The organism is Duganella sp. GW821-FHT07G03 (genome assembly GCF_059418605.1).
The window spans coordinates 1-14,164 of the sequence record NZ_JBWKQE010000036.1 but is presented as its reverse complement, the minus strand read 5'-3'; the positions used below and the strand labels follow the sequence as shown (position 1 = coordinate 14,164).

At 65.2% G+C, this 14,164-nt stretch carries 17 protein-coding genes; 6 read left to right on the top strand and 11 right to left on the bottom strand.

The features are described 5' to 3' along the window. Positions 1-7: 7 nt before the first annotated feature. From paaI to paaA, 8 genes are read right to left on the bottom strand one after another with little or no spacing between them, the layout of a single operon-like run. Entirely contained in the window at positions 8-481 is a 474-nt protein-coding gene (gene paaI / locus AC07OK_RS29290) for a hydroxyphenylacetyl-CoA thioesterase PaaI (RefSeq protein WP_494693575.1), read from the bottom strand. Then, the gene (paaH, locus tag AC07OK_RS29285; RefSeq protein ID WP_494693574.1) at positions 474-2,066 is read right to left on the bottom strand and encodes a 3-hydroxyacyl-CoA dehydrogenase PaaH; all 1,593 of its coding nucleotides are present in this window, start codon (positions 2,064-2,066) and stop codon (positions 474-476) included. Before paaH ends, paaI begins: the two co-directional genes overlap by 8 nt. Before the next feature lies 1 nt (position 2,067). Then, on the bottom strand, positions 2,068-2,859 hold the full coding sequence (paaG, locus tag AC07OK_RS29280; protein WP_494693573.1) for a 2-(1,2-epoxy-1,2-dihydrophenyl)acetyl-CoA isomerase PaaG: 792 nt from the start codon (positions 2,857-2,859) through the stop codon (positions 2,068-2,070). A 22-nt stretch (positions 2,860-2,881) separates the two neighbouring features. Next, positions 2,882-3,961 carry a 1,2-phenylacetyl-CoA epoxidase subunit PaaE gene (gene paaE / locus AC07OK_RS29275; RefSeq protein WP_494693572.1) on the bottom strand — a complete coding sequence of 360 codons (1,080 nt, stop codon included), beginning with the start codon at positions 3,959-3,961 and terminating at the stop codon, positions 2,882-2,884. A 7-nt stretch (positions 3,962-3,968) separates the two neighbouring features. Then, on the bottom strand, positions 3,969-4,523 hold the full coding sequence (gene paaD / locus AC07OK_RS29270; RefSeq protein WP_494693571.1) for a 1,2-phenylacetyl-CoA epoxidase subunit PaaD: 555 nt from the start codon (positions 4,521-4,523) through the stop codon (positions 3,969-3,971). 13 nt (positions 4,524-4,536) lie between these two features. Next, positions 4,537-5,289 (bottom strand): 1,2-phenylacetyl-CoA epoxidase subunit PaaC, encoded by a 753-nt coding sequence (paaC, locus tag AC07OK_RS29265; RefSeq protein ID WP_494693570.1) that lies wholly within the window; start codon positions 5,287-5,289, stop codon positions 4,537-4,539. A gap of 12 nt (positions 5,290-5,301) precedes the next feature. Further along, on the bottom strand, positions 5,302-5,586 hold the full coding sequence (paaB, locus tag AC07OK_RS29260; RefSeq protein WP_020701068.1) for a 1,2-phenylacetyl-CoA epoxidase subunit PaaB: 285 nt from the start codon (positions 5,584-5,586) through the stop codon (positions 5,302-5,304). Positions 5,587-5,596: 10 nt separating this feature from the next. Next, positions 5,597-6,583: a 1,2-phenylacetyl-CoA epoxidase subunit PaaA gene (gene paaA / locus AC07OK_RS29255; protein ID WP_332852891.1), complete on the bottom strand. Its 987-nt coding sequence runs from the start codon at positions 6,581-6,583 to the stop codon at positions 5,597-5,599. A gap of 176 nt (positions 6,584-6,759) precedes the next feature. Between paaA and paaX the strand changes: the two genes are divergently transcribed. Then, positions 6,760-7,686, top strand: a complete 927-nt coding sequence (paaX, locus tag AC07OK_RS29250; protein WP_494693569.1) for a phenylacetic acid degradation operon negative regulatory protein PaaX — start codon at positions 6,760-6,762, stop codon at positions 7,684-7,686. On the opposite strand, the gene AC07OK_RS29245 is transcribed toward paaX, so the two are convergent. Both AC07OK_RS29245 and AC07OK_RS29240 read right to left on the bottom strand, forming a co-directional pair. Beyond that, entirely contained in the window at positions 7,683-7,979 is a 297-nt protein-coding gene (locus AC07OK_RS29245; protein ID WP_494693568.1) for a DUF2442 domain-containing protein, read from the bottom strand. The genes paaX and AC07OK_RS29245 overlap by 4 nt on opposite strands. Next, positions 7,951-8,190 (bottom strand): DUF4160 domain-containing protein, encoded by a 240-nt coding sequence (locus tag AC07OK_RS29240; RefSeq protein ID WP_494693567.1) that lies wholly within the window; start codon positions 8,188-8,190, stop codon positions 7,951-7,953. Before AC07OK_RS29240 ends, AC07OK_RS29245 begins: the two co-directional genes overlap by 29 nt. 165 nt (positions 8,191-8,355) lie before the next feature. Between AC07OK_RS29240 and AC07OK_RS29235 the strand changes: the two genes are divergently transcribed. Next, the gene (locus AC07OK_RS29235; RefSeq protein WP_494693566.1) at positions 8,356-9,486 is read left to right on the top strand and encodes a M14 family metallopeptidase; all 1,131 of its coding nucleotides are present in this window, start codon (positions 8,356-8,358) and stop codon (positions 9,484-9,486) included. A gap of 104 nt (positions 9,487-9,590) precedes the next feature. Beyond that, complete coding sequence (locus AC07OK_RS29230; RefSeq protein ID WP_494693565.1) at positions 9,591-10,700, top strand: hypothetical protein; 1,110 nt, start codon at positions 9,591-9,593, stop codon at positions 10,698-10,700. Between the two features lie 8 nt (positions 10,701-10,708). Here AC07OK_RS29230 and pmbA read toward each other — a convergent pair whose 3' ends face one another. Then, the gene (pmbA, locus tag AC07OK_RS29225) at positions 10,709-12,061 is read right to left on the bottom strand and encodes a metalloprotease PmbA (protein WP_494693564.1); all 1,353 of its coding nucleotides are present in this window, start codon (positions 12,059-12,061) and stop codon (positions 10,709-10,711) included. Between the two features lie 94 nt (positions 12,062-12,155). On the opposite strand from pmbA, the gene yjgA reads away from it, so the two are divergent. The 3 genes from yjgA to AC07OK_RS29210 are packed head-to-tail and all read left to right on the top strand — an operon-like array spanning position 12,156 to position 14,024. Then, entirely contained in the window at positions 12,156-12,752 is a 597-nt protein-coding gene (gene yjgA / locus AC07OK_RS29220) for a ribosome biogenesis factor YjgA (protein ID WP_494693563.1), read from the top strand. Beyond that, positions 12,742-13,350 carry a molybdopterin adenylyltransferase gene (gene mog, locus AC07OK_RS29215; protein WP_494693562.1) on the top strand — a complete coding sequence of 203 codons (609 nt, stop codon included), beginning with the start codon at positions 12,742-12,744 and terminating at the stop codon, positions 13,348-13,350. The genes yjgA and mog overlap by 11 nt, the downstream gene beginning before the upstream one ends. Before the next feature lie 8 nt (positions 13,351-13,358). Beyond that, positions 13,359-14,024, top strand: a complete 666-nt coding sequence (locus tag AC07OK_RS29210; protein ID WP_494693561.1) for an alpha/beta hydrolase — start codon at positions 13,359-13,361, stop codon at positions 14,022-14,024. Positions 14,025-14,164: the final 140 nt, after the last annotated feature.

Genomic DNA, 14,164 nt, shown 5'->3' with positions numbered 1-14,164 from the left:
CTCCTCGTTACTCGGCGTGCTGCGGCAGTATATGACCGCTGACCCGGTGCGACTTCCCCCGGAACAGCGCGACGGTGCGGCCGTCCTGGTTGGTGACCTTGACGTCGTAGACGCCGCTTTTTCCGGCTAGCGCCTGCTCGGTCGCGTCGGCGGTCAGCACGTCGTGCAGGCGGGCGGGCGCGAGGTAGTCGATGGTACAGGCCGCGCCCACGGTGGTCAGGTTGTGGCTATTGCAGGCGAAGGCGAAGGCGCTGTCGGCCAGCGTGAAAATGAAACCGCCGTGGCAGCTGCCATGGCCGTTCAACATGTCGGCGCGCACCGGCATCGACATGCGGGCGTGACCGGGCGAGATGGCGTCGATCTTCATGCCCAGTCCCTGCGAGGCCGGGTCGCCCTCGAACATGGCGGCGCCGACGGCTTGCGCAAGCGCCTGTGCTTCTTCGACGTTGAGCGCGGAGGCCAGCATGGCGGTCTTAGTCATGGAAGCGTCCTCCCGCTACCTGCTTGCGGCGCAGCAGCGGCGACACGCGATAACGGTCCTCGCCATAGCCTGCGGCCAGGTTGGACAGCACGGCGACGATCTGGCCGATGCCGACAGCGTCGGCCCAGGCCAGCGGCCCGCGCGGGTAGTTGACGCCCTTCTGCATGGCGATGTCCGCCGCTTTTGCATTGCAGACACCCTGGTTGACGGCGTCCGCCGCCTCGTTGGCCAGCATGGCGACCGTGCGCATGACGGCCAGGCCGGGTACGTCGTCCAGTCGCGTGACGGTGAAACCGGCCGCCTGGAACAGGCCCACCACGGCGTTGAAGGCCGCAGGCGAGCACTGGTCCGCGCAGCTGACGGCGATGCGCTTGGCGGTGGCGTAGTCCAGCGCCAGGTCGAACAGCACCGTGTCCGGATGATGGCTGTCGTGCGCGCGCTGGGTGGCGCTGCGGCCGTCGGTCAGGTAGATGGCGGCGCCGTTGCAGTGGAATGCTGGCGCGTCGTCGGTGCCGGCCACGTGGCTGCGCACTTCCGGCGTCTTGCGGTGCGAGATATTGATGCCGGAGGCGCGCAGGCGCGCCGCCAGCGCGTCGCACACCGCGCCGCCGACCGCATGCGATGGACCGACCGCTGCACCCGGCTCGATGGTGTAGCTGGCGAATTCCGGCTTCGGCTGCGCGGCTTCCGCCTGCGGTTGCGGCACGGCGGGAGCGGCATCGCCATAATGGTAGAAGCCACGGCCAGATTTACGGCCGAGGAAACCGGCGTTGACCATCTCCTGCTGCAGCACCGATGGCGTAAAGCGCGGATCGTTGAAGTAGGCGCCGAACACCGATTGCGTGACCGAGAAGTTGACGTCGTGGCCGATCAGGTCCATCAACTCGAAGGGGCCCATGCGGAAGCCGCCGCAATCGCGCATGACTGCGTCGATGGTGGCGGCGTCGGCGGCCTGCTCGTTCAGCAGGCGCCAGCCTTCGGCGTAGAACGGCCGCGCCACGCGGTTGACGATGAAGCCCGGCGTCGACTTGGCGTGCACCGGCTGTTTACCCCACGCGGCGGCGGTGTCGTACACGGTTTGCGCGACGGTGGCGTCGGTGGCCAGGCCGCTGATCACTTCGACCAGCGCCATCAACGGCACCGGATTAAAGAAGTGCATGCCGACCAGCCGTGCCGGCACGCGCAGCTTGGCGGCGATGGCGGTGACGGAGATCGACGAGGTGTTGGTGGCCAGGATGCAGTCGTCGGCCACGATGGCCTCCAGCTCGGCGAACAGGCCGCGCTTGACGTCGAGGTTCTCGACGATGGCCTCGACCACCAGCGCGGAGCCGGCGATGTCTTTGAGTGTGATGGCCGCCTGCACGCGGGCGATGGAAGCGGCGCAGTCGACGGCGCTCATGCGCTCCTTGGCCACCAGCTTGTTCAGCGCGGCGGCGATGTCGGACATGGCCTTGGCCACGGCTTCCGGCCGGGTATCGAACAGCTTGACGGTGTAGCCGGCGACGGCCGCCACCTGCGCGATGCCGGCGCCCATGGCGCCGCTGCCGATGACGGCGACCGCGCGGTCGGTATAGAGAGCTGCCATCTTATTTCCCCTTGAATTGCGGCGCGCGCTTTTCCATGAAGGCGGCCACGCCTTCGCGGTAGTCGTCGCTGCGACCCAGTTCGCTCATCATTTCGCATTCCAGCGCCAGCTGCTGTTGCAGCGAATTGTGCGGGCTGCATTGCAAGGCTTGTTTGGTGAAGGCCAGGCCCTTGGTTGGCGCGGTGGCGAAGTGGCGCGCCATGGCCTGCGTTTCGGCGGCCAGTTCGTCGTCCGGCACGGCCTTCCAGATCAGGCCCCAGGATTCGGCCTTCTCGGCGCTGAGCTTATCGCCCAACATGGCCAGGCCCATGGCGCGCGCACTGCCGATCAGGCGTGGCAGGAAGTAGGTACCGCCGGTGTCGGGGATCAGGCCCAGTTTGCAGAACACTTCGACGAAGGAGGCGGATTTTGCGGCCAGCACGATGTCGCAGGCCAGCGCGATGTTGGCGCCTGCGCCGGCGGCCACGCCGTTGACGGCGCAGATCACCGGCATAGGCAAGGCGCGCAGCGCCAGCACCAGCGGGGCGTAGTTTTTTTCCACCGAGTCACCCAGGTCGACCGGACGGGCGCCCGGCTCCACCGAACGATCCGACAGATCCTGGCCGGCGCAGAAACCGCGGCCGGAGCCGGTCAGCACGAACACCCGCACGCTCTTGTCGTGACTGACCTTGTGCATGGCGTGGCGCACTTCCTCGTGCATGGCCTGGGTGAAGCTGTTGAGCTTATCGGGGCGGTTCAGCGTCAGCGTGGCGACGCCGTCGGTGATATCGAAGAGGATGTTCTCGTAGTTCATGGCGTCTCCGGTGGGATGTTTTTTATTCGGCCTGGTCGAAGTCGATAACGACTTTGTCGGTGATGGGGAAGCTCTGGCAGCTCAGCACATAGCCGCGCGCGATTTCGTAGTCTTCCAGCGCGTAGTTGACGTCCATGTCGACTTTACCTTCGAGCAGTTTGCAGCGGCAGGTCGAGCACACGCCGCCCTTGCAAGAGTAGCGCATGTCGATGCCGGCCTTGAGGCCCGCGTCGAGCAGCGATTCCTTGTCCTGGTCCATGGTGAAGCTGGTGGCGTTGCCGTCCAGGATGACCGTGACTTCGGTTTCGTGGCGGCCCGCTTGCGGGTCGATGGCGCGCGGCTTGTGCTGGTTCTTGGGGATGCTGGCGGCGAACAGTTCGATCTTGATCTGCGCCTTCGGCATGCCGGCTTCCTGCAAAGCTTCCGAGACGCCGTGCATCATGTCCTCCGGGCCGCAGATGAAGGCGACGTCGATGTCTTCCACCCACACCCAGTGTTTCAGGAATTGCGCCGCCTTCTCCTTGGTGATGCGGCCGTTGAACAGTTCGATGTCCTGCTGCTCGCGGCTCATCACGTAGGCCAGCTTGAGGCGCTCCATGTAGGTGTCCTTCAGGTCGGACAGCTCGTCCTTGAAGATCACCGACGACGAGGCGCGGTTGCCGTAGAAGAGCGTGAAGCGGCTGTGCGGCTCGGCCGCCAGCGTGGTCTTGATGATCGACAGGATGGGCGTGATGCCGCTGCCGGCGGCGAAGGCCAGGTAGTGCTTGCGGTTGGCGGCGTCCAGCGGCACGTTGAAGTGGCCCATCGGCGGCATCACGTCGAGTGTGATGCCGGGCTTGATGGTGTCGTTGGCCCAGCTGGAGAACAGGCCGCCCTGGGTGCGCTTGATGGCCACGCGCAGCGCGCCCTCCTGCACGGCGGAGCAGATCGAGTACGAGCGACGCACGTCTTCGTCGCCGATCTGGGCGCGCAGCGTCAGGTGCTGGCCTTGCTGGAATTTGAAGCTCTGTTGCAGCTCGGGCGGCACGGCGAAGGTGACGGCGATGGTGTCGCGCGTTTCATTGCGCACTTGCGAGACGGTCAGCGGGTGGAATTTGCTCATGATCTTTTTAGTGGCACTTGAAGTAGTCGAAGGGCTCGCGGCAGTCCAGGCATTTGTACAAGGCCTTGCAGGGAGTGGAGCCGAACTGGCTGGTGATTTCGGTGTGGTACGAGCCGCAGTTGGGACAGGCCACCGTCAGGCGCGGCTGCGCGCGGCGCGAGATGGCGGCGTGCGGACCTGTGTGCAGGCCGCTGATGTCGATCACCTGCTGCGCCGGCGGCGCGATGCCGTAGCCTTGCAGCTTGGCCTTGCCCGCTTCGCTCATCCAGTCGGTGGTCCAGGCGGGCGACAGCTGGTTTTGCAGACGCACGTCTTGCAGGCCGTGTGCGTGCAGGGCCTCGGTGATGGCGTCGGCGATCACCTGCATCGCCGGGCAGCCGGAATAGGTCGGCGTAATGGTGACGGTGCAGGCGCCGTCGGCGGCCAGCTGCACGTCGCGCACGATGCCCAGGTCAACGATCGAGATGACTGGGATTTCAGGGTCGGAGACCTCGGCCAGCCAGGCCCAGACTAGGGCGGCGGCGGGTGAGTGATCGGCGGCGCTGGTGGCGGCGGCTGTCATGGCGGACTCCCTGTTACCAGATGGAGCCGGGATAGGCGCGCTGCAGGAACTGCATCTCGGCCAGGATGTAGCCCAGGTGCTCGCTGTGGCGGCCTTGCTTGCCGCCGCTTTGCATCCAGGCGTCGGCTGGCGGCATGGTCAGCGTGGCTTCGCCCAGGATCTCGGCCACGTGGGCCAGCCATTGCGCGCGCAGGTCGGCGGCGGCTGGCGCCACGCCTTCGGCCACCATCGCGTCATCGATGGCGTCGTAGGCGAATACTTCGCCGCTGTACATCCACAGTTCGTTCACGGCCGCTTGCGTCTTGGCGTGGCTGACGTCCGTGCCGTCGCCCAGGCGCACGATCAGATCGCCGCTGCGGCGCAGGTGGTAGGTCACTTCCTTCAGCGATTTCTCGGCGATGGCGGCGATACGCGTGTCGCTGCTGCGCGTCAGGCCGACGATCAGGAAGTAGTGCCAGGCGTCGAAGAAGAACTGGCGCACCATGGTGTCGGCGTAGTTGCCGTTCGGTTGCTCCAGCAGCAGGCAGTTCTTGAAGTCGTGGGCGTCGCGGTGGTAGGCCAGCTTGTCTTCGTCGCGGCCGGCGCCTTCCAGCTCGCCCGCGTACTCGTACCACAAACGGGTCTGGCCCAGCAGGTCGAGCGCGACGTTGGTCAGCGCCATGTCCTCTTCCAGCGCCGGGCCCTTGCCGCACAGCTGCGACAGTTGCTGGCTCAGGATCAGGGCGTTGTCGCCGAGGCGCAGCAGGTAATTTACTTTGGTCTGCACGATGGACTCCGCTTACAGGTTCTTGACTTCTTCCGGCATCGGGAAGAAGGTCGGGTGGCGATACACCTTGCTGTTGGACGGCTCGAACAGCGCGCCCTTGTCGCCTGGGCTGCTGGCGACGATGTCGGCTGCGCGCACCACCCAGATGCTGACGCCTTCATTGCGGCGGGTGTAGACATCGCGCGCGTTGTTGACCGCCATTTCGGCGTCCGGCGCGTGCAGGCTGCCGACGTGTTTGTGCGCCAGCCCGTGCTGGCTGCGGATGAATACTTCCCACAGTGGCCATTCTTTGCTCATCTTGATCTCCTTATGCTGCTTTGGCGGTGGCGTGTTTGTCGGCGTGGGCGACCAGCGCTTCGCGGAACCAGGCGCCGTCGTCCCAGGCCTTGACGCGTGTGCGCAGGCGCTCGCGGTTGCACGGGCCGTTGCCCTTCAAGACGTTGTGGAATTCGCTCCAGTCGATGGCGCCGAATTCGTAGTGGCCCGTCTCGGCGTTGAATTTCAGGTCGGGGTCGGGCACGGTCAGGCCCAGGTATTCGGCTTGCGGCACGGTCTGGTCGACCATGCGCTGGCGCAGTTCGTCGTTGGAGAACAGCTTGATGCGCCATTGCGCCGACTGCGCGCTGTTGACCGATTCCGCGTCGGAAGGGCCGAACATCATCAACGACGGCCACCACCAGCGGTTGAGCGCATCCTGCGCCATCGCCTTCTGTTCCGGCGTGCCTTTGGCCAGCGCCATCATGATGTCGTAGCCCTGGCGCGCATGGAACGATTCTTCCTTGCAGACGCGGATCATGGCACGCGCATACGGACCGTAGGAGCAGCGGCACAACGGGATCTGGTTGATGATGGCCGAGCCGTCGACCAGCCAGCCGATCGCACCCATGTCGGCCCACGACAGGGTCGGGTAGTTGAAGATGCTGGAGTACTTGGCCTTGCCGGAATGAAGCGCTGCCAGCAGCTCGTCGCGCGACACGCCCAGCGTTTCGGCGGCGCTGTACAGGTACAGGCCGTGGCCGGCCTCGTCCTGGATCTTGGCCAACAGGATGGATTTGCGTTTCAGCGTAGGGGCGCGGGTCACCCAGTTCCCCTCGGGCAGCTGGCCGACGATTTCCGAGTGCGCATGCTGGGAAATTTGCCGGATCAGGGTCTTGCGGTAGGCGTCCGGCATCCAGTCCTTGGCCTCGATCTTGACGCCGTCGTCGATGCGGGCCTGGAAGGCGCGCTCGTCGGCGGCCATGTCGTCCGCCGTGCGGACCGTGCTCAGGCCCGTCTCCACCATTTGTGCATACATCGCTGTCTCCTCATCGCTGATGATCCATAATACGATACATATTTTGCTTTGACTACGAATTTTTTGACTCAGATCAAAAATCAGTATCCCATCGGCAACGACGGTGAAATAAATGCTGCGCCGATGGCCAGGCAAAGTAAACTCTTGTTTGTGTGTATAGAAAGAGATGTCTGCCCATGAATTGCAACGACTGGATAACCGGATTTTTGGCCAGCGACCCGCCGCGCTCGAAGTCGCTGGTGGTGACCATCTTCGGCGACGCCATCGTGCCGCACGGTGGCATGGTGTGGCTGGGCAGCCTGATCGAGCTGTTGGCGCCGTTCGGCGTCAACGACCGGCTGCTGCGCACCTCGGTGTTCCGGCTGGCGCAGGAAGGCTGGCTGGGGGCGCAGCGCGACGGCCGCCGCAGCTCGTACGCGATCACGCCGCCGGCGATGACGCGCTTCGTGCACGCCTACCGCCGCATCTATGCGCCGCTGAATGTGCATTGGGACGGCAGCTGGACCCTGATCCTCAACGGCGACGGCGCGCTCAACGCGGCCGAGCGCAGCGCGGTGCGCAAGGAATTGCTGTGGGAAGGCTATAGCGTGATCGCGCCCGGCATCATGGGCCATCCGGCGGCCGACGGGCCGGCGCTCGACGAGCTGCTCAAGCGGCTGGGGGTGGCGGGCAAGTTGTTCGTGGTGCAGGGCAAGGCCATGCGCCAGGTCAGCGGCCGGGCCTTGAGCGATTTGGTGGCCGACGGCTGGGACCTGAGCGGCGTGGCGCAGGGCTACCAGCAATTCATCGCGCAATTCGAGCCGCTGCTGGCGGCGGTGCAGGCGGCCGAAGCGGAAGGCGGACTGGCGCCGCAGCAAGCCTATGTGGTGCGCACATTGTTGATCCACGCCTATCGCCGGGTGCAGCTGCACGATCCGCAACTGCCGGTCGAGCTGCTGCCGACGCCATGGCCGGGCGCGCTGGCCTACGAGCTGACGCGGGCCATCTATCTGGCCGTCTATGCCGCGGCCGAGCAGCACATCGACGCCACGCTGCGCCGCGAGGACACCGCAGCCCCCGCCGCCGAGCCCGCCTTCTTCGACCGCTTCGGCGGCCTGGCCTAGCGCTGGGCCGGCGTCAACGCGGCTACCAGCGGAAACGCGGCAGGGTCACGCAGCGAGGCAACCGACAGATCGATGTCCAGCGCCGGCCAATACAAGTGTTCGGGGCTGGGGCGCAGCACGTCCTCCAGCTGCGCCAAAGTGACGCTGGCAAACCACGGGAAGTCCACGTAGGCCGCATACAGTTTTTCGTCGCCCAGATCGACCCAGAAGCCGTGCGGCGAAATGTCGAGTATGCGGACTTCGCCGGCCCGCTCGGCGGATGACTCATTGTGAGAAATACGTGCGCCAGACATTTTGCATCTCCTGTTGATGCGCAGCGACAAACCGCGCAGCCGTTTGCAACTGCTGCGCCGACAGGCCGGTATGTTCTGCGAGCGCGATCTCCGGCTCCAACCAGAATTTCGCCGAGCCGTCAGGGTGAGACACATGCACGTGCATTCGGGTTTCCTCGCGCGAGAAAAAGAAGTACCGATAGCCGGCTTGGCGAAACAGCGTGGGGGTCATGGGGATTGTACTCCTGCGGCAGCCTCCCTCAACTTAGCAAAGCCGGCACGACCGGCATTGCGTTGGCGCAGACTTGACCCCGGGCTTGGCGCGACCCTGTATCATGTCGCCACTGCGCCACAAGCGCAAACAAATTTCTTACATAGAATTTACCGGGATTCAGCCATGTCTATCAAAATCAGCCAGCAATTCGACGCCGGCGCCATCGAGGTCCTGCGTGCCGACGATCCGGCCGCCATCGACCTGAACATCCGCAAGGACTCGCACGCCGACATCACGCAATGGTTTTATTTCCGCGTGCAGGGCGCGCAAAGCACGCCGCTGGCGCTGCGCTTCCTGAACGCCGGCAGCGCCGCCTATCCGGACGGCTGGAAGGATTACCAGGCCGTCGCCAGCTACGACCGCGACAACTGGTTCCGCGTGCCGACCACCTATGACGGCACCGTCATGACCATCAACCACACGCCGGAATACGACAGCGTCTACTACGCCTATTTCGAGCCGTACTCGTGGGAGCGCCACCTGTCGCTGCTGGACAACGCGCAACTGTCGCCGCTGGTCAAGCTGGTCGACCTGGGCAACACCATCGACGGCCGCGACCTGAACATGCTGGTCATCGGCGATCCGGAAGCGGAGCAAAAGGTCTGGGTCATCGCGCGCCAGCATCCGGGCGAGACGATGGCCGAGTGGTTCGTCGAAGGCATGGTCGAGGCGCTGCTGGACCCGGCCAATCCCTTCGGCCGCCAGTGCCTGAAGGAAGCCGTGTTCTACGTGGTGCCGAACATGAACCCGGACGGCTCGGTGCGCGGCAACCTGCGCACCAACGCGGCCGGCGCCAACCTGAACCGCGAATGGCTGAACCCGACCATGGAACGCAGCCCGGAAGTGTTCCTGGTCAAGAACAAGATGCTGGAAATCGGCTGCGACCTGTGCCTGGACATCCACGGCGACGAAGGCCTGCCTTACGTGTTCGTGGCGGGCAGCGAGTCGCTGCCGACCTTCACCCCGGACCAGGAAGAAGCGCAGCAATACTTCATCGACAATTTCCTGATCGCCAGCCCGGACTTCCAGGACGACTACGGCTACGGCGAAACGCCGTACACCGACGAGACCCTGACCATGGGCTCGCCGCACATCACCCACGCCTTCGGCTGCCTGTCGCTGACCGTGGAGATGCCGTTCAAGGACAACGCCAACGATCCGGATCCGGACACCGGCTGGAACGGCGCCCGCAGCGCCGAACTGGGCAAGTCGGTGTTGCAGCCGGTGCTGCAATCGCTGTTGGCCCAGCAGTAAGTCCTTAGCTGAGCCCTTCCCTGCGGCGCGACAATATCGCCGCCGCAGGGAAAAATACACTGGACCTCATCGGCGCACCCGCGCGCCGCGACTGGAGGTTCAGCATGCATACCCTGACTTGGAAACGCCGCGCACTGTTGTTGATCGTGCTGATGCTGTGCGCCTGCTCCACGCCCTACCGTCCGCCGCAGTTGCTGGACGCCGGCACCACCTTCCCCGGCCTGATCGACCTGGCCGCCGGCGCCGGCGGCAAGAACGCCGACGTGCTGCTGGTGCACGGCATCTGCACCCATGACGCCAGCTGGGCCGGCGTGGTGGTGGGCCAGCTGATGCAATCGCTCACGGGCGCGACCAGCTCGTCTTCCGCCCATGCCGCCGCTGGCAGCCTACAGGTCCAGATCGTATCGTCCAGCGTCGCGACGCCCGCCGGCGGTTTGCGTTTCAATGCGCTGATCTGGTCGCCGCTGACCACCGGCCTCAAGCGCCAGCTGTGCTACGACCAAACCGGCAAGTCGTCCATCTGCGAAGGCACGCCGCCGTTCACATCCACCCGCGCCCGCCTCAACGCGCGCTTCAAGGATGGCTTGATCGACGATTGCCTGCCCGACGCGCTGGTCTACCAGGGCGTGGCGCGCGACGACATGCAGCGCCGCATGCGCGATGCGATCTTGCAGGTGCTGGACGCCGGCGATGCCGCGTCGGATATACCGCTGGTGGTGATTTCACACAGCATGGGCAGCAAGATCCTGTTCGACACCCTGCTGCGCATGACGGAGGAAGCGCCCGGCTCGCGCGCGGCGCTGGTGGCGCAAAAGGCGGTGGCTCGCCTGCGCTTGCTGGTGATGGCGGCCAACCAGATACCCCTGCTGTCGCTGGCCGATCAGCAGATAGGCGCGCCGGCACTGGCGCCGGCCACGCCCGACAGTCTGCAACGGCTGCTGCAAAAGCGGCCGACCGCAACGGCCGCCGCCGACCAACGCCTGACGCTGGTGGCGTTCACCGATCCCAACGACCTGCTGTCGTACACGCTGCAATCGGAAAAATACGCGCGCCAGGGTGTGACGGTGTACAACATCCTGGTCTCCAACGCGAGCACCTACTTCGGCCTGCTGGAGCGCCCGGACTACGCGCACCTGAACTATCTGACCAACCCCGACGTCGGCAGACTGGTCGCTTGCGGCCTGCCGTCAAGCACGCACTGCAAGCGAGAGTAAGCCAGCGATCAGCCGCCGGCCACCACCATGTTTTCGATCAGGATGGAGCCGGTCTGCTTGGTGCCGCGCACCAGCACATCGGCGCCGACGGCGACGATCTGCGCCAGCATGTCCTTCATATTGCCGGCGATGGTGATCTCCTCCACCGGATACTGGATCACGCCGTTCTCGACCCAATAGCCCGACGCGCCGCGCGAGTAATCGCCCGTCACGTAGTTGGTGCCCTGGCCCATCAGCTCGGTCACCAGCAGGCCGGTGCCCATCTTGCGCAGCATGGCGGCGAAGTCGTCGCCCTTCTTGGTCAGCGACGAGGTCAGCGACAGGTTGTGCGAACCGCCGGCGTTGCCGGTGGTGGTCATGCCCAGCTTGCGCGCCGAATAGGTCGACAGGAAATAGCCCTGCACCACGCCATCCTTGACCACGTCGCGCTTGACGGTGCGCACGCCTTCCTCATCGAACGGCGCCGAACCGACGCCGCCGACCACGTGCGGATCTTCCTTGATCTGGATATGCTTGGGCAGCACCTGCTTGCCCAGCGAGTCGAGCAGGAAGGTGGACTTGCGGTACAGCGCACCGCCCGAGGTCGCCTGCACGAAGGCGCCCAGCAGGCCGGCCGCCAGCGGCGCCTCGAACAGCACCGGGCAGGTGCGGGTGTCGATGGTGCGCGCGTTCAGGCGCGCCAGCGCGCGCTCGGCCGCGTAACGGCCGATCGCTTCCGGCGCCGACATCTGCTTGGCGTCGCGCACCGAGGTGTACCAGTCGTCGCGCTGCATCTTCGAGCCCTTGCCGGCGATCATCGCCACCGACAGCGTGTGGCGCGAATACGGATAGCCGCCGATGAAGCCGCGCGAGTTGGCCGCCACGAAGTGCGACTGCTGCACATGCACGCCGGCGCCTTCCGAATTGGTGACGCGCGGATCGACGTCGAAGCCGGCCGCCTCGGCGCGCTGCGCCAAGGTCACCGCGTCGGCGGTCGAGATATCCCACGGATAGAACAGCTTCAGGTCGCGCGGCGCCAGTTCCAGCTGGTCGGCGTCGGCCAGGCCGGCACAGTCGTCGTCCGAGGTGAAGCGGGCGATGTTGTAGGCCGCCTCCACCGTCGCCTTCAGCGCCGCTTGCGAAAAGTCCGAGGTGCTGGCGTTGCCGCGGCGCTGGCCGATGAACACCGTCACCCCCATGCCCTTGTCCTTGTTTTGCTCGATGGTCTCGATTTTGCTCTTGCGTACCGACACCGACAAGCCGCTGCCTTCGCTGATTTCGACGGCGCAATCGGTGCCGCCCTGCTCCTTGGCGAACGCCAGCACATCGCGTGCGAGCTGCTTCAACTGGTCCTGGGTGTGGGTAAAATGGGTATCGCTCATGGGCTGTAATCTTCGGGTGGCCACTAAAACAGGTATCATAGCAGTCGTTTACAGTTTACAGGTGCGGCCACGTGCCGAACCGAAAGTTAATATTATGGTAAATCCCAACCGCGGAGCCGTCGGCTTCAGCTCCACCGAATTCGAACAAGAATACGAACGCCCGTCCAAAACCGAGCTTAAACGCCAGTCGGACGCCCTGCAGAAGATGGGCGAAACCCTGGTCGAAGCCCCGCGCGACCGCGTCAAGCGCGTGCCGATGCCGGAGGACGTGCTGGAAGCCATCCTGGCCTGCCAGCAGATCACCAACCACGAGGGCCGTCGCCGCCAGATGCAGTACGTGGGCAAGAAGATGCGCACCCTGGACGAGGCCGAAGTGGCCGTGATCCAGCAAACCATCGACAGCTGGAAGGGCGCCTCCAAGTCGGAGACGGCCGCCATGCACGCGCTGGAACGCCGCCGCGACAAGCTGCTGGTCGACGACAAGGCGCTGACCGTGCTGCTGGAAGAGAACCCGGAACTGGACGTGCAGCAGCTGCGCACGCTGATCCGCAACGCCCGCAAGGAACAGGCCGAGAACAAGCCGCCGAAGGCCTACCGCGAGATCTTCCAGATCCTCAAGCAGATCGAGTCCAAGAAGGGCAAGGCTGCCGCCGAGACCGACGACGAAGACAGCGAGTCCGATGACGAGTAACGTCGACACCCTGGTGATCGGCCTGGTGTCGGTCTCCGACCGCGCCAGCGGCGGCGTCTACCAGGACTTGGGCCTGCCGGCCCTGCAAGACTGGCTGGCGCGCGCCCTGACCACTCCCTACCGGCTTGAAACCCGCCTGATCGCCGACGAACGGGCGCAGATCGAAGCCACGCTGACCGAACTGGTCGACGTCGCCCGCTGCCACCTGGTGCTGACCACCGGCGGCACCGGCCCGGCGCGGCGCGACGTCACGCCGGAAGCCACGCTGGCCATCGGCACCAAGGAAATGCCCGGTTTCGGCGAGCAGATGCGCCAGATCAGCCTGCACTTCGTGCCGACCGCGATCCTGTCGCGCCAGACCGCCGTGATCCGCGAAACGCTTGACCATGCCGCGCTGGTGCTGAACCTGCCCGGCCAGCCCAAGGCCATCGCCGAGACGCTGGGCGGCCTGCGGGACGCTGCCGGCGCCGTGCTGGTGGGCGGCATCTTCGCCGCCGTGCCCTACTGCGTCGACCTGATCGGCGGTCCCTACATGGAAACCGACCCGGCCGTGTGCCAGGCCTTCCGCCCCAAATCCGCGCTACGCCCCCAACCCTGAGGACGCCCATGAGCACCCTGTTGCAAACCATCGAAAAAGAAACCGGCGCCAACCCGAGCGTGGCCATCATCTGGATGCACGGCCTGGGCGCCGACGCCAACGACTTCGTGCCCATGCTGCACGAGCTGGACCTGCGCGGCCTGCCGGCGATCCGCTTCATCTTCCCCAACGCCGACACCATGCCGGTGACCATCAACAACGGCTACGTGATGCGTGCCTGGTACGACATCGTCGCCAGCGACCTGGGCCGCCAGGAAGACGAAGCCGGCCTGCGCGCCTCGCAGGCCAAGGTGGAAGCGCTGATCGAGCGTGAAAAAGCGCGCGGCATCCCGGCCGAGCGCATCATCCTGGCCGGCTTCTCGCAGGGCTGTGCGATGACGCTGCAAACCGGCATGCGCCTGCAGGAAAAGCTGGCCGGCCTGATGTGTTTGTCGGGCTACGTGCCGATCGCCGCCAAGGCCGCCGCCGAGCATACGGCCGCCAGCCTGGCCACGCCGATCTTCATGGTGCACGGCCGCATGGACCCGGTGATCCCGGTGGCCCGCGCCGAACAATCGCGCGACCTGCTCCAGCAACTGGGCTACCACGTCGAATGGCACGACTACCCGATGCAACACTCGCTGTGCCAGGAAGAAGTGGACCACATCAGCGCCTGGCTGAAAAAAGTGCTGTAAACAACGGGGGTCAAGTCTGACATTCGGACACGAACTCTGCCGTAACGTTGCTTACGGCAGAGTTCGTGTCCGAATGTCAGACTTGACCCTGAACCTTCCCCTCAAATTTCTTGTAAACATTTGAGGAAGCTGTTAACTTT